At 39.9% G+C, this 24,707-nt stretch carries 12 protein-coding genes; 2 read left to right on the top strand and 10 right to left on the bottom strand.

The genetic code is table 11. The features are described from left to right. Positions 1 to 144: 144 nt before the first annotated feature. From CWB85_RS11310 to bcsR, 8 genes are all read right to left on the bottom strand, one after another. Positions 145 to 2,880 carry a metallophosphoesterase gene (locus CWB85_RS11310; RefSeq protein WP_138554933.1) on the bottom strand — a complete coding sequence of 912 codons (2,736 nt, stop codon included), beginning with the start codon at positions 2,878 to 2,880 and terminating at the stop codon, positions 145 to 147. 126 nt (positions 2,881 to 3,006) lie between these two features. Then, on the bottom strand, positions 3,007 to 4,437 hold the full coding sequence (locus CWB85_RS11305) for a peptide MFS transporter (protein ID WP_138554932.1): 1,431 nt from the start codon (positions 4,435 to 4,437) through the stop codon (positions 3,007 to 3,009). A 261-nt stretch (positions 4,438 to 4,698) separates the two neighbouring features. After that, on the bottom strand, positions 4,699 to 8,535 hold the full coding sequence (locus tag CWB85_RS11300) for a cellulose synthase subunit BcsC-related outer membrane protein (RefSeq protein ID WP_138554931.1): 3,837 nt from the start codon (positions 8,533 to 8,535) through the stop codon (positions 4,699 to 4,701). Then, a complete protein-coding gene (gene bcsZ / locus CWB85_RS11295; protein ID WP_016708866.1) occupies positions 8,526 to 9,656 on the bottom strand; it encodes a cellulose synthase complex periplasmic endoglucanase BcsZ in 1,131 nt (376 codons plus the stop codon). The genes CWB85_RS11300 and bcsZ overlap by 10 nt, the downstream gene beginning before the upstream one ends. After that, a complete protein-coding gene (gene bcsB / locus CWB85_RS11290) occupies positions 9,656 to 11,905 on the bottom strand; it encodes a cellulose biosynthesis cyclic di-GMP-binding regulatory protein BcsB (RefSeq protein ID WP_138554930.1) in 2,250 nt (749 codons plus the stop codon). Before bcsB ends, bcsZ begins: the two co-directional genes overlap by 1 nt. 5 nt (positions 11,906 to 11,910) lie before the next feature. After that, positions 11,911 to 14,568, bottom strand: a complete 2,658-nt coding sequence (gene bcsA / locus CWB85_RS11285) for a UDP-forming cellulose synthase catalytic subunit (protein WP_016708868.1) — start codon at positions 14,566 to 14,568, stop codon at positions 11,911 to 11,913. Beyond that, positions 14,561 to 15,280: a cellulose biosynthesis protein BcsQ gene (bcsQ, locus tag CWB85_RS11280; protein WP_016708869.1), complete on the bottom strand. Its 720-nt coding sequence runs from the start codon at positions 15,278 to 15,280 to the stop codon at positions 14,561 to 14,563. The genes bcsA and bcsQ overlap by 8 nt, the downstream gene beginning before the upstream one ends. 6 nt (positions 15,281 to 15,286) lie before the next feature. Next, positions 15,287 to 15,496, bottom strand: a complete 210-nt coding sequence (gene bcsR / locus CWB85_RS11275; protein WP_138554929.1) for a BcsR/BcsP family cellulose biosynthesis protein — start codon at positions 15,494 to 15,496, stop codon at positions 15,287 to 15,289. A 120-nt stretch (positions 15,497 to 15,616) separates the two neighbouring features. Between bcsR and bcsE the strand changes: the two genes are divergently transcribed. Both bcsE and bcsG read left to right on the top strand, forming a co-directional pair. Next, the gene (bcsE, locus tag CWB85_RS11270) at positions 15,617 to 17,236 is read left to right on the top strand and encodes a cellulose biosynthesis protein BcsE (protein ID WP_138554928.1); all 1,620 of its coding nucleotides are present in this window, start codon (positions 15,617 to 15,619) and stop codon (positions 17,234 to 17,236) included. A gap of 169 nt (positions 17,237 to 17,405) precedes the next feature. Further along, positions 17,406 to 18,983 (top strand): cellulose biosynthesis protein BcsG, encoded by a 1,578-nt coding sequence (gene bcsG, locus CWB85_RS11265; protein WP_138554927.1) that lies wholly within the window; start codon positions 17,406 to 17,408, stop codon positions 18,981 to 18,983. Positions 18,984 to 19,067: 84 nt separating this feature from the next. Here the strand turns inward: bcsG and CWB85_RS11260 are convergent, their stop codons facing one another. Continuing rightward, positions 19,068 to 20,282, bottom strand: coding sequence for a DUF642 domain-containing protein (locus CWB85_RS11260; RefSeq protein ID WP_138554926.1), 1,215 nt, complete (start codon positions 20,280 to 20,282; stop codon positions 19,068 to 19,070). 311 nt (positions 20,283 to 20,593) lie between these two features. Beyond that, entirely contained in the window at positions 20,594 to 24,706 is a 4,113-nt protein-coding gene (locus tag CWB85_RS11255) for a poly-gamma-glutamate synthase PgsB (protein WP_138554925.1), read from the bottom strand. Position 24,707: the final 1 nt, after the last annotated feature.

The following is a 24,707-nucleotide window of genomic DNA, read 5'->3' as shown; positions in this document are numbered from 1 at the left end:
AATGGTTGCTGTTTGATAGTTAAATGTTTGCGCTCTTTAGGATTGCTTAGTTGATTGATATTAATGATTAATTTGTTTTAATTGAGGATGTAAACTAAGGATGTTAAGGGAGTTTCCTCCCTTAATTTAATCGCTGGATTGTAATTAATTGTTTACGCTCGGGCCGCGTTTGTTAAAAAACTTGCTGCGCTGCTCTAGCCACAAATTAGGTTTTATAGCGGGGGCACTTTGATAATGACGCTCAACCGTCTGGTTTAATGATCGTGTACTTGGCTCAAAGCGTAAAGTTTGCTGCGCGCCAGCCATGCTTTTTATTTCATCGCGAGTCATTGCGCGACCTGCATAAAGCAAAGCGTTTAAGTAACCGGGCTCTGTTTCATAGTTATTATCAGTCAGTAGTAACACGGCTTTGTTTAATGCCCAGCGACGATTAATTTCACCCTCTCTTTTTACGCCAGCCAGCTCACCATCAACGTACACTTCAAACACGCCATTATCTGGTGCTGTGTAAAAGACAAAGGCGATGCGATGCCAGGTATCTGATTGAGTGTTGCCAAAGTAACCACTTTCGCTGGTTGATTTACCTAAGCCACCTTCAGGATTAATGTATATATCAGCATCGTCTGTTAAGTAATTTACCGTATCGGTTTGCACCAGAGCGCGGTAAATGTCTTTGACTGCCAGTGGCCAGTAAATGTCCATTACTAGCGTGTAATCTGATACGAGGCCTTCATTGATAAAGTCACCATTAGCAGCTGTATTGAGGGTGATTTGTAGCCCTTCAGTAGGAGAATGATCGGTAAAGGCTAGTACGCCTGAAACACCGTCATTTAAATCGGCAATATTTAATTCAGAAGTGGTTTTAAATACCGTGTCTTCAGGGCCCCAGCCACTTTGTTCTGGATCGAAATAGCTAAGGGTTGATGGTCCGTAATCTGCTTTGAGTGGCTTACTGGGATCATCAAAATTCCAAATGGTAATATTTGCTTGATCTTGGCATGAGTTGAGTTGAGTGTTTGTATCTATATGCAGACACTGGCTGGTGCGGTAGCGAGCGTACTGATCAAGTAATTGCCATGTTTCAGCCAGTAATTGCGGCTCAGTAAAGGTAATACTATTGAAAAACAGCTCACCATTAAAAGCGGGGCCTTTTTGCAGCGCTAAATTATAAGTTTGACTGTCAGTAATACTATCTGGGGCTAATAATACCCAATCTGGTTGACTCGCTATCATGGTTTTTAATTCGCTACCATTTACCGTAATTTGATAAATTGCACTAAAGCCGGGTGTGTTAGAAGGTTGCCTTTCAACTTTAAAAGCATTGTGAAAATCTTCTTGTGTTAGCGTACCGGGTGTCCAGCGAGTTTGCACTTGGCTAGGATCAAAAAGGGCTGCATCTATTTGATACTGCTGTTTTACAGCACGAGTCGTGATCTCCATTATTTGTAACGCGCTCGGGTAGTTTTCTGAAATAGCTATTTCAGTATTGGCATCTGGAGCGTATTTACCCATCAAAAAATCTATTTGCGTTTGCAATGCTTCATCAACAGTCCTGATGTTTGCCGTGGCTACCGTATTGTAGTTGATATCACTAACCGTTTTAGTTGCTAAATCAAAGGTTAACTCTAAGTCAGTTAAACCTTGAGCAAAAAAGTTTGGCTGGATCACTAAACTGCCATTATCGAGTTGCTGAAAGCTTTCTCCGCCATGAGTATGACCACCGAGGACTAAGTCAATACCTGGCACGTTTTGAGCTATTTGTGTATCGCCTCCTTCTCCTAAGTGGCTGAGCATTACCATGTAATCCACATCCTGACGATGTTGCTCCACAATTGTTTGCGCTATCTCTTGCCACTGCCAATTCATTTTAAAATTGGTGATAAAGTCAGGAATTGGAGCGGTTTCTACCGGTCTATCTAGTTCATTCCAAGGCACAGAGGTCATGCCAAAAAAGCCCACTTTTAGACAGCCAACTTGAACAATTGAAAAATCAACTGCGTCGAAACTTTGCGTACTATCACCTGTGTATTGAGTGTTGCTGGCTAATACAATGGCGTGATCATCATTGGCGTAATCAAGTAACTGCTCAGGGCCCCATGCATAATCGTGATTACCCACTACACGGACATCAAACGCCATTGCTTTTATTGCCTCAACGGTGATTAAGCCTTTGGAAGTTTGCTCTGCCACGGTGCCTTTTTCATAGTCATCGCCACCATTGGTAAATAAGGTATAAGGTTGCTCACTTTGCGCGTGTTGGTAATACCCTTTAATACGACTAAAAAAGCGTTCTTTAAAACCAAATCGAGCATGGAGATCTGCTACATGAATAAAGCGCATTTTTTGCGTTGTTTCGTTACTCGGGCAGTTTGGTCCAATATTTTTAGTAATTGGAACAATGGGTCGAGATTTAATAGCGAATGTACCTAATGTGGTAATTTGTGCGCTAACTCGGTTGTTTTCTGATGTGGTACTTGCGAGCGTGCGCCATTGTCCATCGATTAACTGAGCAATGGCAAATAGTTGGTTATCAGCAGCACTTTCGGTACTGATTGATAAAGTGCTTGGAGTGTTAAACGATAGATCTTTTGGACTAAAGCTATACAGTGCAGAAATGATCCCCTGTGCTTTATTGCTTTCATCAAGGGGTGTTTGACTAAATATAAAACGTGTATCGGTATTCACCGCATTTTTGGGGATGCTGATAGTGACTAAGTCATTGTCAAAACTTTGTGTTAACCCATCATTAGCAGAGATTATTAGATCCGTTTCATCTACAACAAACGCGGTATCTTTAACTGTATTGTCTCCGCCACATGCATTTAAAAGGCAGAGCAATAAGATGACTAAAAAGAGTTTTTTGTATATTGAAAAGGGCATCGTAGTCCGTACAAAGTTCAAATTGACGGTGAGTATAATAGCAGTATTTAGGGACGTGATATAGAGGGGATTGTTTAGAAAATCTCCACAAGCAGGGCTGCTTGTGGAGAAGCTTTGAACGCTTAATTACGGTTTTTCAGCAACTACTTCCAGCTCTTCAGCTAAAATGTGCTCTTGTGTGTGCGGCTCGTGTTGACCCTCAGCACCGTGCATCCATTTAACAAGTTTGTCACTTAGTAAGTACATGATCACTGCAGAAAGTACAGCTGTTGCACCTAAACCAATGAAAATGCCTAGCGCATTATCAAGGGCTTCTTCACCTTCGCCTAAGAATGAACCTACAAAACCGGCAATCTTATTCGCAACTGCTGTACACAGGAACCAAATACCCATTAACATTGAAGCTAAGCGTAGTGGGGCTAATTTACTGACCATAGATAAGCCAATTGGTGATAAGCATAACTCACCTAGTGTATGGAATAAGTAGAATAACACTAACCACATCATGCTGATTTGTAATGTATCACCTTGACCTTGAGTCATAAGAGCTAAAATCATAGTGATAAAGCCAAGTGCCAAAAAGACTAATGCAATTGCAAACTTAACTGGTGAGTTTGGCTCTCGTTTATCTAGTTTTAACCAAATAATAGCGACCAGTGGGGCAAAAACAATGATGAAAATAGAGTTTAATGATTGGAACCATGACGCTGGAATTTCAAAGTTGAATAGCATACGGTCAGTATAATCATTAGCGAATAAGTTCATTAGGCCACCGGCTTGCTCAAACCCCATCCAGAAAATGATACTAAATACACTCATAGTAAAAATAACTTTAATGCGGTCAGTTTCAACTTTTGTTAAAGGAACTTTAACGTCAGAGTTAGATTGCGATTGCGCTAGCTTGGCTGAAGGAACGACACCTATATCGCCTAAGTACTTGTTACTTAATGCAACTTGCATTGCAACAGAGATAAGCATACCAATCCCCGCAACGATGAAGCCGTATTGCCAACCCATAGCAGCCGCTGCATAACCGGCAACTAATGGACCTAATGCGCCACCTAAGTTAATGCCCATGTAGAAAATAGTGAAGGCACCATCACGACGTTGATCACCCTCTGTATATAAGTCACCAACCATGGTTGAGATATTTGGCTTAAATAAACCGTTACCCATACATAGTAATGCTAAACCAATGTAGAATACATTTTCTTCTTGGCCAGCTAGCATGCTATGCGGAATACCCATAGTGAAGTGACCAGCCGCCATTAATAGGCCACCGATGATGATTGCTTTACGTTGACCAAGTACGTTATCGGCTAACCAACCACCAAATAATGGCGTGATATAAACAGCCATAGTGAATGTACCGTACAGGCTTAGTGCGTCGGCATTACTCCAACCAAAACCACCTTCTTGAACAATCGCAACGAGATATAATACTAAAATGGCACGCATGCCGTAATAACCAAATCGTTCCCACATTTCTGTGCCGAACAACAGGAATAACCCTTTAGGATGCCCTAAAAAGTCACCTGCTTTAGGTAATGAACTCATATTTACTTCCTAACTCAACGTTAATTATTGCGGCCTTATATTTTTTGCTTTAATCGTTCATGTGATAAAAACACTGATTGAACGGGCGGCCATGATTTTGTTTTTTATGCAGCTAAGGTAATGGTTTGCTCACTAAGGTATTCCTTAGTGGGTAAGAGTCACACCCTTATCCTAGCTACAAGTGCGGCTAAGTATACATACACCTTATGTGCAGGGGAAGTGCTTGCGATAGTTAGCTGTACTGTGGTTTTAAAACAGTGACTAATAGTCTGCGTAAGGCACTACAGGGGTTCCAGGGAAAATCATTTCACTATAAACAGGTTTAAAGTAATAGCGGAAATAAAGCTGAGCATAGTTAGGCTCATAAAAATCAGCACGATCTAAGCTAAAAAAGCCACCAAAAAACCAATGCGGTGTATAGCGGTATTCAAAACTACCGCCTAGGTTATACGAGATACCCGAACTTGTGTCGCCTTCAAAAATGGGGCTGATACCTGTCGTCGTTTCGCCCCTGACAATTGCTTGCTGCTGTAATAGCGGATCGTTAGGGAAAAACTCACTGTCATCTGTGGTAGTCGTTGACCAAGAAATCCCCGCTCGAAGGCGGTAAATAAAGTCGTTATTAACGCGACGGTCATAAATCACTGGCAGTGATACGCCTATATAGTTTTGTGGACTGTAATAACCGCCATGACCAAAAGTTTCTTCGCTTAGATTATATTGATAAGACCAATGTAATAAGTTTGCACCTAGCGTTAACTCGGTATTCTTTTCACGAATATAGCGGTTATAAGCGCCGCCCATAAGGCTGTAACGTTGGTTTTCTTTAACGTTTTTACCTTGTAATAACTGAAAATCAGTCGATGCCCAAAATCCCCAGTCGAGCCCTAAATCATGAGATAGATTAAAACGTAAACTGGTCGCTCTTACACCCCCCCAAACTTCGTTGGTGAATACATCTTCAAGGCCTGCATACGATAAAACTGAACTGGTTAATGGGCGTTTATTGAGTGTTAGGCTATATCCAAAGTTACCAAAATCACCATTGTAATCAATACCCCAGACAATATCTTCGACCAAAAAACCGATTGGTGTAGTACCAATATCAAAGCGCCACGTATCATTAAACCATGCCAAGCCTATATCAATGCCTTCTTGTTGTGGTTCAATACTATTTAACGGACAATCTAAGATACACAATGCACCTTGACCATAGCGACTGCCTGAGAAGCTTTCATCAAAGCGGGTTTCTTGACTGGAGATTGTCATTGGGTCAAGTTTAACAATCCCAGTGCCTTGCCAAAGTGGGAAGCCGATCTCAATAGGCATAGATCCAGCGCCTAAACTGGCATCACTTTGAGTACTGGTTTGACTGCTAAAGTTAACACCACTGGTGATATATACCTGATCTTGTTGCTGCATGCGTGCCAGTTCACGTTTTGCATTATTTACGTACCAAGGTGCGTCATCGTCAAGGGTGTAAAGCTGATAATTTAGGTCAGGGTTATTTGCAACTTTAGCACTACTATATGGCTCTATTGCTTCTAAATACCATTGTTGGGCATATGCATTTTGTTGGTGTTTCTCAGCAACTAGCGCGCCTTGATAATATAACTCTTGGCTATGGTTTGACTTTGTTAATAGCGCTTTTGTTAAAGGAATAACAGTGTGTTGATCTGAGTAATCAATTAATGCGGTCATCAATAACTGTTGTTGATAAGTTTGCGTAGGGCTTACATCATTTACTAAGGTTGCAATGATACGATCTGATAATTCGTGATTACCCAACTCACGGCTTGCACGGGCAACAGCTAAAGCGGTTTGTGGCTCAAGCGTATTACCCAATTGTAATTGCGTTTGGTAAAGTTTTATGGCCATTTGGCGATGATCAAGTTCAATATATGCTGTGATCAAAGCGTCAGCAAGCACGGCATTATTAGGGTGTTGTTGCAACAGGGCGTTTAATTGCGATATGCGTTGTTCGCCTTGATTAAATTTATTAATGTAAGCAGCTTGCAACGCGAGCCATCGATCACGCTGTTCGTTACCGGCGGCAGGTGGTAATTGGTAGTTGACAAACCAGTGCTTAGTTAGGGTTATGTCTTCACTCTCTAATAGCCATTGACCGTAGGTCATATGCCAATAAGGGCTTAGCGTATTATCACGACTAAGGGCTGCATTTAATTGCCTTTCAGCGTACTGATTTTCATTTATTTGGCGCCACTGCAAGGCAAGCTCTGCTTGCATTAATGGCGTGAGCGGCTGTGCTCCAAGCTCAGTTAAGTTATAAATAACTGTTGCCTTACTTGCGTTGTTATTACTTGCCAGTCGGTTCATTTTTGCATTAATAGCTAGCTGCTGTGCCAGCTGTTCAATCTCTTCACTACGGGCATTATTTGGTACGAAATTTAAGGTCTCCAGAGCACCTTGATAATCATTTAACGAGCGTAAGAATAATGCATGGCTGTAGCGAAGCTCTGCATCTAGCGGAAACTGCCATAAAGTTTTTTTATACAACGCTTTAGCGTGTTCGAGTAAACCTTGTTGTTGATATAGATTAGCTAAATCGTAATATAACCAGCTTTCTAGAGGGGTTTTCTTAATCGCTAATAACAACAAGCTGACCGCAGCATCTAATTGACCCTGGGTAGTGAGTTCATCTGCTCTTTGGCGTAATTGCTTACTTTGAATAACCTTATAATCTTGTGCAATCACAGCTTGCTGCGCACGGGTTAAATTTTCGTAAAACTGATCACTGCGTTGGTAGTTATTATCGCTACTGGTTAACGATAACATTGCATTAAGTACTTGGGCATTAAGTGGATCGTGCTTTAACACCGTTTGATAAGTGCGCATTGCTAGTTGATAGTCACCACGAGCCTGAAATAGTTGCCCCTGATAAAAGCTAACGGTATTGGGATCTTCATCTAATGTGGCAGCAAGGTCGAGTTTTAATTGCGCTGCTTTAAAATGCTTTGCTGTTAATGCATGTTTTGCTTCATCTATGTACTGCCAAAACTTTGCCGTTGTTGCTAAGCCTTTATAGACTGAAATAAGATCAATGTTTTGTGTATTACGCTGAGCTTTTTTGAAGTAACTATAAGCTTGGCTATTGTTACCTTGGCGTAAATTCAGCAGCCCCAGACTGTTTAAAACGTCATGATCATTTGGTCGACCTTGTAAGGCTTGGAGCAATAAATTGTTTGCTTTAGCATAGTGTTTTTTCTCAAGCGCAGCGGCGCCTTGTAACCATTTTTTATATGCTGGATCAGCTTGCTTAATTAATTCAGCTTTCAGGCTTTTTTGAAAATCTGCATACTGTAACGCGCCCTTACTACTGTGAGGAAATGCTTTCAGATACGCTTGATAGGCTTGTTCAGTTTTCTTATCAATTGGCATATCTGCAAGAGCGTTAAGCCAACCAAATTCGGCTTCGACACTGTATTGGTTGCTATGCGCATAATAATTAAAAATTTCCAGCGCCTGTTTATCACGAGGCTTACGCTTTAAAATATGCCGTGCATAGGCAAGCTCAAAACGACCCACATTGGCAAAACGAGTTCTTAAAGACTGATAGCCGCGCAGTGCTTGCTGCCAACGATCCGACTCGGTGGCAATCCAGTTAATGTGCTCAAACTCATATTCAATACTTGGATATAAAGGTGAGAATAATTGATCATATATTTTCGTTGCAGCTTGGTATTGACCAGCACGAGCTAATAAACGAGCTTGTTGAATTTGTTCTTTATATTCAGTATTACTTTGCGCCAATAATGTTAATTGCGCTACACAAGGCTGCTTTTTATCAATATCAGTTAATTGATTGATCACAGCGCGTGCTTTTGTGGGTTGATTTAAAGCAAAATAAACCCGTGCTTGAGCGCATCGCACCAGTATATTTTTTGGTGCAATACTCAGTAGTTTATCCAAGCTATCAGTCATTAGTAATTGGTTTTGCTGAATTTCACCTAGCTTTACTTGGCTCACTAACCATTCAATTGAGTGTGTATCGAGATCGCTGGCACTGTTAGCACTGAGAGCTGAGCTAAAGGGTACCAAGCTAAAAAATAGCAAATAAAGTCGCCACCTTAACGGCATTCAGAACTCCAGTTTGGTACAAGCTTGCCCATTTCATCAATTCTAAATTGCTTATTGAGAGTACTCGTGCCGAATAAATACAGCACACTGTCATAATAACGGGTAGTGGTGAATGAAGTATCGATCATCATCTGTTGTTGCAACGCTGTAAGTGTTTCATTTTTATTATTAATTGCTAATAATGGCAACAAAGCTGCATTAAAACCTTGTGGGCCATTTTTATCTGCTTTACCCGTTTGTGCATAGGTCGTTAATGGCGCGTTTGTACGATTGACGACATGGGCAAGCATTGGCTGAAATTGCTCAATTAGCTCATTTCGAAAAGGGGCATTTTCAGCCATCATACTGGCCCATAAGTAGACCCTAATTGCATTGTAGCTACCAATATCAGGCGTGTTCTTATCGTAATAAAAGCCTTTACTAGGTTGATACAATACCCAGTCCGGACTGACTCCTGATTGACTTGTTGCCAGCAACATTTTTGCTGAAGCATCATGCAGTTGCTGCCAAGGTGAGTGAGGGTAACGTTGGCTGAATTGCTGTAGGATGAAAAGAGGCACGTAGCTTGGGTTTAATTTAGTGATATTCCCTTCATACTCAAAGCCTGCAGGGGCAGGTAAAAGAGAAAGCCCTAAGTTTGCAAGATGAGCGGTTTCTTCACGCATGATACGCTGGGCCATGACGGCTGCTAGCACATTATAACGCCTGTCTTGCCATAAGTCGGCCGCTTGAGAAAGGGTATAGGCTATCCATAAGTCAGAATCTGATGCAGGGTTTGAATCTAAAATTGCTTCCTGACCTTGTTGATTAATACCCCATTGCCACGCAGGTAAACGTGTACTTAGATCGCCCTCGGCTAAATGGGTTTCGGTCCACTCTAAAACGTTATCAAAGGTGTCACGGTCGTTGGCTATTAAAGCAAAAAATAGTGCGTATGATTGCCCCTCTGAGGTGGTGATCGATTGTTTGCTGCCCAGATCAATTACACGTCCCTGCGCAGTAATAAAGTGCTGTTTAAAGGTTTGCCATTGTGACCACGGTGCGCAACTGTTTTGAGCAACACTGGATGTTGAAACCAACAGTAAGGTTAATAATGAATATAGAGATAAATAGCCTTTCATTATTGTTTGTCTCCCTCAGCTAAACGTTTTTGAGTTAACACACCCAGTAAGCGCCATAAAATAAAAGATATAAGCAACAGAGTGAGGATTGATAACAGCGCTAAAATAAATGGATGATCAGAAAAATGAAACCAAATTAATGTATGGATAGGTATATGACCAATAAAGTATTGATCGTCAGTTTTTATGGTTTTAATACCTTGGCTATTAATAATTGCCGAACTACCGCTGATTAATGCCGTTTTATCATCTTGTATTAAACTGTTACTTAGCAATGAGTAGGCGTTATCGTTAGTTGCGATTAATGACACCACTGAACGCTCTGAATTAAAAGGAGATTGGAATCCAGAAATGATCCCTAGTTTTCCTTGGCTTTGGATGCTGACTTTGATTTTCTCAGGCTGATTGTTATCAAAAGCGCCGTTATAAATAGCCTGCTCAACAATGCGTTGATTGTTTTGCAGTAAAATACTTAATGAACTGTCATCCGTTAATTGATGAGTAAAAGCGTCTGCTTTGGCAATAATTACAATGTCTTTGTCATCCAGATCAAGCTCACTGTTAGGGTGTTTTATCGTCAGTTTATGGGTTGGGTATCCGGTAATTTCACCTAAGTGGCCAGTGAAATTTAACAATAAACTGATCGCGCTCGCAGAGCTATGTTGTTCCATAATTAGCATTGTTTGATGTAAATCTGCGTATTTAGTAAAGGGAAAACCACTGTTAGCAAACACGTTTAGATCTGGTAGCGCTATATAATGGTGAAAGTCACTCACATCAATGGTCGAACTACCGTCAATTACGCCAAATTCCCCACCTGCGGGAATCGCGGTACATTCACCAGCTTTGATAAGACCAAAATGAAAATTATAGCTAAGCTGATTTTTTTTACTAAGATCGAGCCCCGTTAACTCAAAATCTTGACGGGTTTGGCTTGGCTCAGAATTCGATAGTAACGGCATAATCGTTTCAGTGGTGAGAATGTGTGACTCGTTAGGAGTCAAAATGAAACCATCAATAAACTTATTATTAATCAACATGTTTAATCTGGATAAAATGGCTTCATCAGTCGGTGCATTTCTATAACGTAAGGTAATTGGGACCCCTTGTTGGCGCCATGTAAATAAATCAGGCGCAAAGCGTAAATCAAGGTTGATAGGTTGCCCGTATAAGCCCTGTGATTGTAATTGATTTGGGTATTCTATGAATTCATCAAACGAGACTGCACGATCGGATCTAACCCAGCGAGGTGCATCATAAGCTTTACGTAACGGTAAGTTATTAATTGCATCTATACTTGCAGTTCGGCCTGTCATCACCTTATGACCAAATAGCAAACCAACCACAGCTTCTTTTAATTGTGCGGTATTTTTCCCTAAAATTAATAGCACTTTAGCGTAGCGCTGCGTGGGACTAGAGATGATCTCCACTGTCGGTTTAGTTACGTCAGGGTAATCCAGCAAAAAATCAGGTTTATTATTGTTGGTAGCAAATACAACACTGTGTTGTGTTGGGGTATGATTAAATAACACAGGGAAATTTGCTTTTCGCCAATCAGCTTGTGCGCCAAACCAGCTTGATAGAGTAGCTGCAGCTTCTAGGGTGCTCTCATCTGGTTGCGATGCAAAAATAAATGGTAAGTTAAGTTGGGTGTAATCACGCTCATCATAAAACGGAGCAGGAAAATATTCTAACAGGCTTTCAAGCGCTAATGCTTGCTGCTGTAATGTGATCGAACTTGTTTTACTTAACTCGGCCCAAATAGTCTTGCTAAAATCATCTTGGCAAATCAAATCATAATAGCCGACTAATTCAAAGCGCACTTGATTAAAATCTTTGATCAGTTTCGGATTGAGCTCAATGCTATGGTTAGCCACTTGGTTGACAGGTGTTACTTGATCCTTGATAGGCAAGACAGAAATTAGGTTTTCGTTAAAATAAACTTTTAGATGAGATACTTGGCTCAGTAGCGCTGGAGAATGGCTAAAAGAAAAGTTTAACTGCAGTTGCTTGCTTAATTTATCTAAGCGATTCGTAAAGTCAACGCGCGTGTTATTATTTACCCCATCAAGCTTATATTGGCTTACGCCTAAACGCTTAAAGCTCAAGGTGAGTGTTTCTACTTGCGCATGCTCAGGATAGCCATTATTAAAAATAGTTTTATCTGCCAGTGGTTGGGCTGATAAAACACTGCTTGCAAAGCAAATTGAAAACAGTATGAAACAGAGTTTAAAGGTCGATTTAATCATGATGGTTAAAATACTTTTTTCGGATTTATTGGTAATAACGATGCGAGTTGCGTCATTGCACGTGTTATAAAATTAATTAATGGTTTTAGCTGATTCGGAGCATGGAAAATCAAATTATTAAAGCCACGAATGCTAGTTGTAAATACTTTCTTAAAACTGTATGAAGGCTTGTCATGTTTAAAATTATCTTGCCAGTCAAGCCATGCATCCGCACGCGAAAAGGTGCATTGGATAAATGCTTTTTGTTTTTCTAAATTTAGATCCCGTAGCGTTAAGCCAATTTGTTTATCGCGGGTGTTACATATATAAGTAGGAAAAGAAAATTGTTTTTTCCCCCGGCTCATTAATAGTTCAATTTTGTCATTGGTTTTGCACATATGCTCATGCGCTGTCTCAATACCCACCCCATTATCAGAATAGTCGGTAATTTTAACCTTCATCGTTCGGCCGTTGCTAAGTCGAATAGCAGCGGGGAAGTTGGCTTTTATCCGGTGTGAGCTGCGCACTTGCTTTGCTTCTGCGGCAACCGCAACGGCTGCACCTAGAATCATGGTGTTATAACTGGCCCATAACATACTGATCAATAACACGCCTATTTGTGAAGTATCGCCGAAAAACAACCGAAAAACGCCATAACACATGCCAATTACATTAAACGCGAGCAAAATAATATAAGGTTTAGAAATTAGCCAATCGTAGCGGGCTTTGTCATTAAAACCGCCTTTTTCGGTAACATTAAACTTGCCTTTATTGGGATTGAATAGCGCGACAGTGGTTGGTTTTAAGATATACCAAGCCAGTACGGACTCATAGACTTCTCCCCAATAAGAGTAGCGGTATTTACCTTGGATGCGCGAATTGGTTATTTTTACTTGCAACAATGTCGGCACTATATATAAAAAGATCGCGATAAAAGGGGCGTAGATAATATAAGCGTTGAAATAAATCAGCGCCAGTGGTGCGGTTAAAAATACTATACGCGGAATACCGGATAAGAAGTGCAACATCGCATTGATATAACACAACCTTTGGCCAATATTTAAGCCCTTGCCCAATAAAGGGTTGTCGAGCCGGAAAATTTGCGCCATACCGCGAGCCCAACGAATACGTTGACCAATATGGGCTGATAAACTGTCTGTTGCAAGGCCGGCAGCTTGAGGAATATTGATATAGGTTGTTTTATAACCTGCTCGTTGCATACGCAGCGCTGTATGTGCATCCTCGGTAACGGTTTCTACTGCAAACCCTCCTATTTCTTCTAATGCTTGGCGCTTTAAAACAGCACATGAACCACAGAAAAATGTTGCATCCCACATGTCATTACCATCTTGGATCAATCCATAAAACAACATGTTTTCGTTTGGTATTTGGCGATGATTATTCAGATTTCGCTCAAAGGGGTCTGCTGAAAAAAAGTGATGCGGTGTTTGTACTAAACATACTTTACTATCGTTGATGAATTGTCCCATTGTCATCTGCAAAAATGAGCGGGCAGGAATGTGATCACAATCAAAAATAGCAATGTACTCTCCACTAGTATGCTTCATTGCATGATTCATATTACCTGCTTTGGCATGTTTGTGATCTGGACGGTCAAGATAACCAACTCCAATCTCATCAGCAAACTCTTTAAATTCAGGACGTTTCCCATCATCGAGGATATAAATATTAAGCTTGTCTGCAGGCCAGTCGATACTTTGTGCTGCGATTGCAGTGGGTCTTACAACATTTAGTGGCTCATTGTAGGTTGGAATGTAGACATCAACCGTTGGCCATAAAGCGGTATCTTTATGCAATGGAATTGGTTTTCTGTGTAATGGATTAATGGTTTGAAAAAAGCCGAGAATAAGCACCAACCAGGCATAACTTTCAGCGAGCAATAAACCAATCCCTAAAGTAAGAGCTAGCGGATCGTGCCAGTTTAAAGTATCGGTATAACGCCACCATAAATAACGTGTTGAGCTTGTTACCGCTAAGGTGATCATGGCAATGGTTGCCATTTGCCCTTTCACACGCCTGAGTGAATAGGAAACAAGTAAAATTAAACTGATGAAAATGGCTTGTGCTTCAAGGCTAAATGGCACAGTAACAAAAATAACAACAGCTAGCGCCAGCAAACCATAAAACATGAAGTGTAAGAACCGGTTACGCCAAAGCTTGGCGCTTGCAATTTTTTGGTATGATTGAGTTGTTGATTTACTACTACCTAGTAGCCACAGCCGTTTGCAACTTCGAACAAGCTTAGTATCTAAGTAGCGAATAAATCGAGCTGATTTTTGAAAGAATTTAGCGCTATAGTGGGAGCGTATGCGATTTTTAGGCGCATTTTTTTTGACAGAGACGTTGAATAAAAGCAAATACAGACTTTGTAAAAAAATACGAATGCTGTTGGCTGGGGTGACAATTGGTTTGCTTACGTGAGGGTACAGGTAAGCAAGCTTTGCTTTTAAGCGACGTTTATTATTGTTATCTAGCTTGATAAAAATACTCAGCAGTAACAACAAAAATGGCAGTAAAAACGCTGCTAATGCACTTACTTTATGTTGGTTAAAGTAACTATGGAATTTGAAAAAAAGAAATCTCACTATTTTTTTAGTGAAAAAAATACTTAAAAAGAGTGACATACTCTTTTGTGTTACACTTGCGCGGCTGGGTTTAGTCATTGTGAGTCGCTCGGCTGACCAGCCAGCCTGCTAACGTTTCAAAATCATCATTGGCTACACTGTAAGGGGCGCAATTGACTGCGACATTTCTAAATGCAGTAGACTCACTAATGACTTCATCTTTATTGATATACAGAGGAGCTAATAATGGCACTTCTGATTGCCATAGCTGTAATAGATCAAATTCTAGCTCTGACGCTGAGTTATAACGATTCACTAAAAAGTAATGTTGCCAGTGATTTGTTTGTTGATTGAGCTTCAGTAAGCGCTTATAAATAAAACTGTGGCAAGTAGCATCACAATTAACGACCTCTAAAAAGATATCATCTGCGCATAAATTGAAGTGGTCTAAATCCAGGTGGGCTGGGCAATCAAGTAATAGCCAGCTGTTGTCATCAACTTTCAATTGTTCACAATCACGGATCACAGTTTGCAATTCATTAAGACGACTTGGCTCACTACCAAAGGGTAAAAAAATGACGCCGTCACTGTCGCAGTGAAATTCAGCTAATGCAGCGTTCAATGAATTGTAGTTACTCCAGCCAGTGTTGTGCTCCCAGCTTAAGCCTAAATGCAAGCCAAGGTCATTTTTGGGATCAAGATCGAGCACAATCACGTTAGTATTGGATTTTTTCAGTGCGCAGGCGAGATTCGCAACAATTGCAGTTGCACCCGTTCCACCTTTTATTCCTTTAAGGTAAATCTTTCTCATTTTTGGCTAGTTACTTTTAGTTCGACTCTGCGATAATGCGTGTGTATGTACCGATGATGAAACATCTTTGATTAAAGGGTATTTATTAATTGTCTGTAAGTTTTTCTGCACATCAACAATTTCAACATACTGTTGGTTTTTACCACCAAAACGTCGCAATAAGTTAGTAATATCATATTGCGTAAGGATAGTTGAATTTTTCACAACATGAGTCATTTTAATACCCCTAATAACATAATTTGACTAACTTATTTTCTAACAAGGTAATTTGGGGTACATTATATACATACCCAAGCACAAAACTAGTCGTAAAGTATTTTTTATAGGATAATATTCGTGCCTAACTTCAAAATTGAAGGGCTAAATTCAGCTTTAGCGTATTTAAAGGATAGCGCTAATTATACCCTGTTAGCGCCTTTAGAGAATCAAGTAGTTGAGTTAGCATTACAGTTATTACCTGATATGACTGGAGATGTTTTTATCCTTTCGGAGCAGATTGATTTATTTTTTGAATCTGCGCAATCAGCACATTTAAATGCACTTTATGAACAGGGTAAAGTACACCCGTTTTCTTTTAACTCTGATCCAATTGTTAATCAAGTCAGTACATTTAACCGCTCTATCATCAATGAGTTAAAGGCATATAAAGAATTAAAAAATAGCCTTGTATTGATACACTTTAATGCAACATTAATTACTCATGATTCAACAACTCAACTGCATGATAAACTTGCACTCTACAGTAAATTAGCTACTACTTACCAGTTAACCGTGGTTTTTATAATTACTGGTTCTGATATTGTTCATATGCGTAAAGAAATTCAAAAGCACAGTAGATTATTGGATGGTATTTTATATGTTAGTAATGACGCCTCCTTACTGACATTAGAATATGACTATTGGCGCCATAATGAAGGTGTCATAGCGCAAGAAACAGTGTATTTAGACATTGTCGATGGTTACCGCGTTACTCGCGGTCACTTTGATGAAATGCAAAGCGATGGATTAAATCAAGATTTTGATGAAAATGATGTTTGGCTGGTGAAAAGTGTTGTGCCAGAGGGCACTAAATTACCTCATTACTACCATGTGACCAGTGATAACGATGCCCTTTACCAGCAAGCTAGCCAAATGAAAGCAGCTACGTTGGTGTTTTCTGTTACTCGTTATACAGACCTTGCTGCATTGGCAAGGCAATGCTTTACACTTAGAAAACACTGTGGCAAAAAGCTGAAATTGGTTATCCAAAATGTTGATGGCATTATTCGCCATCAAGATGAGTGCTTATTTTTAACCCTAGGGGTGAACCTTATTCTGTATAGTTTCTCAGAGCCATCGCGATTGCTGTCACAAATTCAATCTATTCAAGGATTTTATTTCTCGCGACCTTTACCGCACTCTATTGAGCATGTACTGCAGTATAGCGAAAGTGCGCAGGCGAAAGGGTTTCTACCCTTTATGCAATTTGCTGATCAAGTGGTCAGTTATAGCAATTCAGCCGTTAACCTTGGGGTTAGTGGGGTGCTGGTAGTATTACAGCTGTTACCGCGTATAGAGGCAATACACCCGTTGCAATTGTTTCATGTTAAGCGTGAAGGCGACATTTTTAGTACTGTGGGTAATCAGGTATTCTTGTATTTACATGCGTGTCGTGAACATGACGTTGAAAATGCAATTAAACACTTATTCAAGCTACAAATCTCGGATTTTTTTGAGTCAAAAAGTGTACTTGCTGATCACTTTTTTATTCAGCAAGAATGTCGCCGTTTAAAACGTCATTATACGGACGCAGAAATACCTGATTACACAATGCAATTAAAAGAAAATGTGAGCTATATTTTTGATCCTAAGTCGGCTGATATTGCCACTTTAAATACCGCCACACCTGAATTCAAAAAAGTGATTCGGCCATTTGCAACTAAATACCCAATGACCTTAAAGGATAAGAGCTCATGAATTTAGACCAGTTTTTTATCACATTCATTTTAGCGTTATTATTGGGGATCGTGTTAAGTCAGGTTGGCAAGGGAATGTTTGTTTATCTTGTAAGGTACTATCGAAAACTGACATTTCGTCATGTTGTGTTAATACCTTATTCACCGAAAAAAGTAAAAAAGGACAGTAAGTGAAGCTCACCGGTTTAGGGGTTTGGAATTTATATTTTCTATTAAAATTTGTGTTGTTTATTCGTGGTGATATTTCATTTCATTTTTTGGAAAATCTCGCTTTATTTAGCTTTTTAGCCTTGTCATTTAGCATGCCATTAGTACAACGTAGCAAACATGTAATTGCGGTGGTGGCTGCAGTTGTACTGCTTTACTATGACTCCTGGTTACCACCTATTTCACGGTTAACGAAACAGGCCGCTAATGTACAAGATTTTAGTATTGGTTACTTTTTAGAGATCAGTTCAAGAGTGGTCAATGTTGATTTACTACTTGGTATTTTTGTTGCGGCTATTTTTTATTGGTATACAGCAAAATGGCTGCGTTATACCAGTTTTTCATTGTTAGGTTTTGGCTACGTTTATTGGCTGAGTACTTCAGTGCAACTGCCTTTAGAGTCTGCACCCGTTGTGAGAAATAGTCGTGAAAGTGCAGTAACAAACACACAAGTTGATGTAGTGAATACTCAGCAAACACCGGATCAACAATTACAGCGTTTTTATCAACAGCAAAGTTTGCTAACGAGCAATTTCCCAGCAGCTATAACTGGTGAATCATTTGATGTTTTAATTCTGAATGTGTGCTCTATTGCGAATGCTGATTTAGAGGCGATTGGTGTTGATGTAAATGAATTATTTGCTGATTTTGATATTTTGTTTAGCGATTTTAATTCAGCCACATCATACAGTGGTCCTGCAGCAATAAGGTTGCTAAGAGCCAGTTGCGGACAAACTAGTCAGCAGCAGTTATTTAAACCTGCCGCGCAGCAGTGCCACTTATTTAGTAACTTGGAAAAGTTAGGCTATAACACACAGGTTGCAATGAATCATGATGGTCACTTTGATGATTTTAAAGGATTGATCAGTACCTATGGTGGTATTAAAGTGCCAACATTGGACTTTACTAATTATTCACCGGCACAGTATGGCTTTGATGATAAACCCATCTATTCAGATCAAGATGTACTTACTAATTGGCTAAAATCGCAACCACAAAGTAATACTCCGCGAGCGCTGTATTACAATACCATTAGTTTACATGACGGCAATCAAGTGGCTGGGCAAAGGCGAATGAGCAGTATTGAAAGCTACCCTCGTAGGCAGCAGCAGTTATTCTCTGATATTGGCCAGTTTATTGCGCAGCTAGAAAAGCAGGGCCGTAATACATTGCTGATGGTTGTACCTGAGCATGGCGCCGCGCTTACTGGCGATAAGGTGCAGTTTTCAGGTTTGCGTGAAATACCGAGTCCAAGAATTGTATCAGTACCAACGGCGGTGAAGTTTATTGGTGCAAATGTAAAACATTCAGGATTAATTGAAGTGTCTGACCCTACAAGTTACTTCGCGTTGTCAGAGTTAGTAAGCCGAGCACTGCGTAATGATGTTTTTTCAGGGGCGGGCTCTATTCGCGCACTATTAGAGAACTTACCTGTTGCACCTAAAGTTGCTGAAAACCAAGACACCATTATGATGTATATAAATAAGCGCCCATATATTCAACTTGATGGCGGAGAATGGACAGCTTATCCGCAAAACTAATCCAGTTCAGCTAGTCTATTTTAACTACGAAAAAGCCGAGTAATAATTTACTCGGCTTTTGGTAACCTTTAAGACGTTTTTTGCTTAGTGGCAGTAGTTACTATCAACAAACGTTAAATCATTAACATGTGAAGGGCCATCCATTACGAATGTTGCCGCAGCTGTATTCTGATCGAGCATATAGATTTTTGCGTTCTCGCCTTTTACACGTCCTGATACATAAATAGTACCATCAGCAGCAATTGCAATCCCTGATGCTTGAGCCACATTATGCTCGCCAACTAATGATAACTCCATAGAGCCTTGGTCAAGTGTATAAAGTGCTTTACCAGTAAGCACATAAAGTATGTTGTTATCAGCTGAGTATGCAATGTCACCATCGGCAAATGAGTCACCAGGGAAGCTCAGTTTACCAAGTACAGTTTTATCACCTGTAGTAAGGTCAAAATCATACATGTACGTTTTACTCGTTGCACGTAATGTGGTGCCATCAGCGCTCATTACAGAACGGTAAATTGGGTAAGACGTTGCTGATGTAACTAGCGCTTGCTCATTTGTTGCAAGATCAAGAGAAAGAATTTGTGACTCTTTCGTAGTACTATCTAGCTGCTCCATAAAATATAAAACACCATCATGAGATGCAATATTCGATGCCGTATTAGTTAAACCCGCAACCGTTGAATAAGTATTTGTTTGTGTATCAAAGTGATAAACAAAGCCATCTTCATTTGAGCCAAAGTTATTAATGCCATATAAGCCAGATGCACATTTGGCAGTCACTTGAACATTATCAATTAGGGCACCTAAACTATCTGACTTACCAGCACCAGCAAACTTAAGCTCAGTTGCCGACGAGCTGGCTTTTACCGTGTAGGTAAATTTTTGCCAACCGCGTGTTGTAGAATTTAAGGTATCTAATAACTCGCCATCCCAATAAACTTCAGCTTTGTTGGTGGTTGTATTACCACTTACGCGTGCAGAGTAATAAAAGCTTATTTCATAGTTATGATCGGCTTCAGTATCTAATGTTTGCATCACATTATAATTGGCTGTTGAGTCCAACTCTAAATACTGAACTCCTTCTTGGGCAGTGATCAGACCAAGCCGATTGGTTTGGATTTCAAATTTAGCATTGTTTGAACGCTGCCAACCTGGGAGGTTATTTAATAAACTCCATTGTCCAGAAATTGTTGCAGTATTTTCAAAAGAACCATTAGTAACTAAATTTGTTGATGCTGCTGCAAAGCCTGAAGCAATTATTAAAGGTAATGTTGCAAGCTTAAAGAATGATTTTTTCATTTGTTTCTCCTACCAAAAGGTTTGAATTTCTTTTGTTAACATTTAATTTAACAATTTATGGTACTATTGTACTGTATTTTTTGCTTTTCGGTCAAATGTTGAACATGGTGGTTTTTGCAATAATCATGGTGTTTGTTCTTATTTTAAAAACAATTTATTGATAAACAGCAACTTAGTTATTTAATTATTTTTTAAATAATTTCATTTTATTTTGTTGAAGTGATTACCGTCGTTTTTGGTGTAGTACGTTCGTTTGAGAGAGGCTGCAAAGCCTAGTAATTAAGACTTTGCAGGTTTAGGCGTGAATAGGGTTAATGATCACTTTTTTGTGAAAATGTTAGCCACCCTGGCTTTTGGTTACGATTTAACTTGGCTAAAACGGTAATGGCCTTTTCAAGAGTAATACGTTGCGTTGCGATATCTTTATAAACTTGGTTAGCAATTTTTTTACGCTTAACTGCGGCACCTGCGTCTAAGAAAGACTCCGCGACTTGGATGGCAAACCGGGTTAATGGGCCTTGCTGTTTGTCATCGGCTGGGTTACTTTCATACCGCTGATGTTTATTTAAACGTTCACTAATATGTACCAATTCCGCCTGACTATACTCATTTTGAGCATGATGTACTTTTTTAATCGCTAATAATGCATTGCTTAAATAAGTATATTCGAGATGACTAAAGCTGTTGATCAATGATAGGCGTGTTAAGGTTTTCTTAAATTGCGTTGCTGAACAGGCGTTATCTAATAAAGTGCTAACACTATCGTGGATCTTTTGCCATTGTTGCCAACTATACACATACCCTAAACCGGCTCCTTTTATATTTTGCATACCAATAACGATTTGATGGCTGTGTGGTCTCGCAAGTGATGCCAACTTGAGGGTTAACTGATTTGGGGTAACTTTAGGGTTACTGATCAATACGCATTTGCTTTTTACTAATTCTAATAATAATTTTTCAAGCTGATGTTGATGTTTCTGTAGATCGTCCAATAAAGGCTTTATTTGTTGGTAACTAATATAGTGGTTGAATACATCTAGTAAACTTGCTTGTTGCTGCTTATTTAGTGTTTTAGCATGTTTACTTAACCAGTCAGTAAACTGCTTTGTACTCACTAAACCTGTGAATTCATTCGCAGTGTAGTGGTTGCCCAATGCGGCGCTGATAATTTTGCTTAGTGCGTCCTCAGTTTTAATACAGTGTAACTGCGTGCACAATAATTCGAGTTCTTGTAAGTCATTATTAGTAATAATGCGCAGGTAACGTTCACGAAAAGCTTGTAAGTAGTAGCTGTAGAAACCATCCACATTAGTACCAATCACTACCATCTTATCAAATGGTAAATCCTCAGCGAGAATGTGAGCAAATACTTTTGAGCGAGCAACTCGGTCATTGCGGTTGTTGATCAAAGCAATTGTTTGTTTATTTGGATCATTGCTGAGGCTGAATAAATCTAATCGTCGCCAGTTCTCAATGGTAGCTAAGCGTTCATTGGCTGACATACTATTGACAAAAGACATCTTGAACTCTGCGAATGGGGCAGGGCTAAAATGTTGTAAAACACCAATGTCAGGCACAATGCGCTGTGCTGTTTCTTTAAATACAAAGTCTTTACTTAAGCCGATTTGGGCTGCCATTTTACAGACTAGCGCAATATTATCTGGGTGCTCCTCATATGGGTAAAGTGCTTTAATATCAGGGGTTATTTGATATCCTTCGCCCCAGTGTGATTGAATTAATGTGCTGTTTTTTTGTAACGCATCTTTGTCCAAAATAGGAAACATAGTTTGTTCGCTGGTAAAAACCAGACTGTTTGGCGCAATAAAATTAGCCATTTCTTTTGCGACATTAAAGCCTGTAGGCCCTAAAATATCTTCATGATCAGGGTAAGCGTTGGTAATCGTTGAGAAATTATCTTGCATCCATTGCCTGAGTATTTTTACGTAGCGTGGTGTCAGCCCCATACACTCCCAAAGAAATACATCCGCTTTTACGTTTTTAGCAAAGTGCAGGACATCACTTTGCTCCCAAATACTGGCTTTATCAAATGGCCTAAATAGTGGTACTTCAAATTGTTCGCCATTAGAGCGTGCGTAAATTAGAGTGGCTTCGCAGCCAGTTGTTTTTGTGATGACCTTAAGTGCAAGACTGCTGAACAAAGCGGCTTTTAATCGTTCAGTACCTGACTTTCCTCGTGTGCCCCAACCACCAATACTAACTGGAATTGCTCGACGATCAGCCTTAATACGGCGACTGACGCGAATGTGGCGCCCCCAAAAGTAAAGCATAAAGCCGACCACAAAGAAGATCAGCTGACCGATACTATTTTGATAGATGGAGTAAAGGTACTCTTTAAAATTCAACCAAATACTGACCAATAAAGGAGAAACACTCAGCTTGTTAAACAATTTATTGATACCAGGCTCGATGGCGAAAGAACACCCAAGTTGCTCGCCATAGGCTTTAAACTGAAAATTAAAGCCGTGTTTTTTTAGTGTGTTGAGGTAATTGTTTTGCTCAATCTCGTTGCCTTTTCGCATAGCATCTAAACTATCAAGATTAATCGTTAACCAACAATACGTTTTAATGCGTTGGAGTAATGATTTTGGTGGCGTGACTAGTAAAATACCATCGGGTGTATAGGTTTTTGCTGGCTGCTTTAAATTGTCTTGGCTTAGTGCGCTAAGTAAAAAATCAGGTAAAGGCAAATGCGGACGTGCTGAATATTCATCTGTATCAAATAATGGCTCGCCTGGCACGTTTGTGGCACTGATCTCTGCGACGGTACAACTAGGAACGTGCATAAAAGCGGAGGGTTTACGTGCTGTACTATGATTAAAGCTTTGGCGTTTGTCAGTGCTAGGGTTGCGCCATTCATGAATAAAGCGCCAAGCACGAAAGGCAAAGTGATAACCGCTGCGGATCCGCCAAGTTTGTTTATCTTTACTTACATTATAGCCTTCACTTTGCTGGGCTTTTCGGCTTAATAAACGACCTAATAATTCTTCATCTATGTCATCATCAAACTGCGATAAAGTGACTGTATTTGGCAGTGTTTGTTCTAACTGTGCCATTTTATTTTGATGTTGAAATGCAACAAGCTGCTCTCTGGTACGGCTGATAAATCGACGAATAGCAAGCGCTGGCTCGCAGCTTAATCGTTCATTGAGGCAGTTAATGTAGGTTGTAAATACAGTATCGGGTTCAGTAGTCTCTAATTGCTGATTGAGCATCATACGCGCGGTGAGCTCTAATGCTAAGCGTTTGATCGCGATACTCTCATTACCTTTGAGTAGTTGCCACCATAAATCAAATGCAAAGTGATCACTGTTTAAGCGAGGGCTACTGAGTTGTTTTACTAATGTAAAACGCACAGCATCGACCGTTTCAACTTGTAACCTAGTAGTAAGAAGTTGCTGTAAAAAGTTTAATGAAAAGTGGTTGGCTTGTTCTATGACACTTTGACGTACCCGTGGAAATCGGTGTTCGGCCAGCTCCATTAATAAGCGTTCACACAGTTGTGTGAGCTTGGTTTGACTAATTAATATTTTCGGCAGGGCTGCTAATATAAATAATCGCTGTTGCTCGTCGAGTTGGCAGTTATCATCTTGAGAAATTAACTGTTGCATAAAGGCACGAATATAAGTTGGCCGCTGGTGGATCAAAATTTCTAATATATCTAAACGAGCTAAATGGGGCGTACTGGTATCTTCTAACGCCAATACTAAGGTTTCAATCAAATTGGCACTTAGCTCAGGATCGCTATTGTGGTTATGGATCAATTGAACTTGGTTAGCGAGGGCGCGATATAAAGCATTGCGTACATGCTCGTTATCTGTTTTTGTTAATAACTGTAAAAAGAAGCTTTCTAAATTTAGCGTTTGCCATGCTTTTGCGATATCTTGCGTTGATTTTGTTAAATAACGATTACTTAAATCCCCCAGTTTACCAATTAAAAATTTAAGTGTTTGTTCAATATCAGCAACCACATCTTGGTAGCGGTTGATCACCGCTCCTTCGTCAAACCAGCGATTGAAGGCCAGTTTGTCTTGGTGTAATTGCTCTGGTGTGGCACCGAGTTGCTGAGCGTAATCTAAAATGTGAAATTCACGCTCTGCGCTTATTTCAGCATGGCTGAGCCTTTCAATAAATAGCTGATAACCAGCATCTAGCTGCTGTAAACTGTGCTGTTTATTTTCTACTTGATGGCGTAAAAATGCGATTGCTTGGCCTAATAACCAGGTATCTTGGTCTTCATCTTCAGGAATATTTTGCAGTAGTTCCCATTGTGCTAAATCATCCACTAACTGACGATATTTTTGACGATAGAGATCGAGCCAAAAGTTGGCAATGTCAGCAAACAATAAATGCTCTAAGCGGCTTTTCAGCTTGCTTTGGGTAATTGCTTTTTTTACGGTTGCCATA

Origin of the sequence: Pseudoalteromonas sp. S1727 (assembly GCF_005886375.1) — a bacterium.
Lineage (GTDB): Bacteria > Pseudomonadota > Gammaproteobacteria > Enterobacterales > Alteromonadaceae > Pseudoalteromonas > Pseudoalteromonas haloplanktis.
The sequence above is the reverse complement of the archived record's forward strand: the minus strand, read 5'-3'. Positions and strand labels throughout refer to the sequence as shown.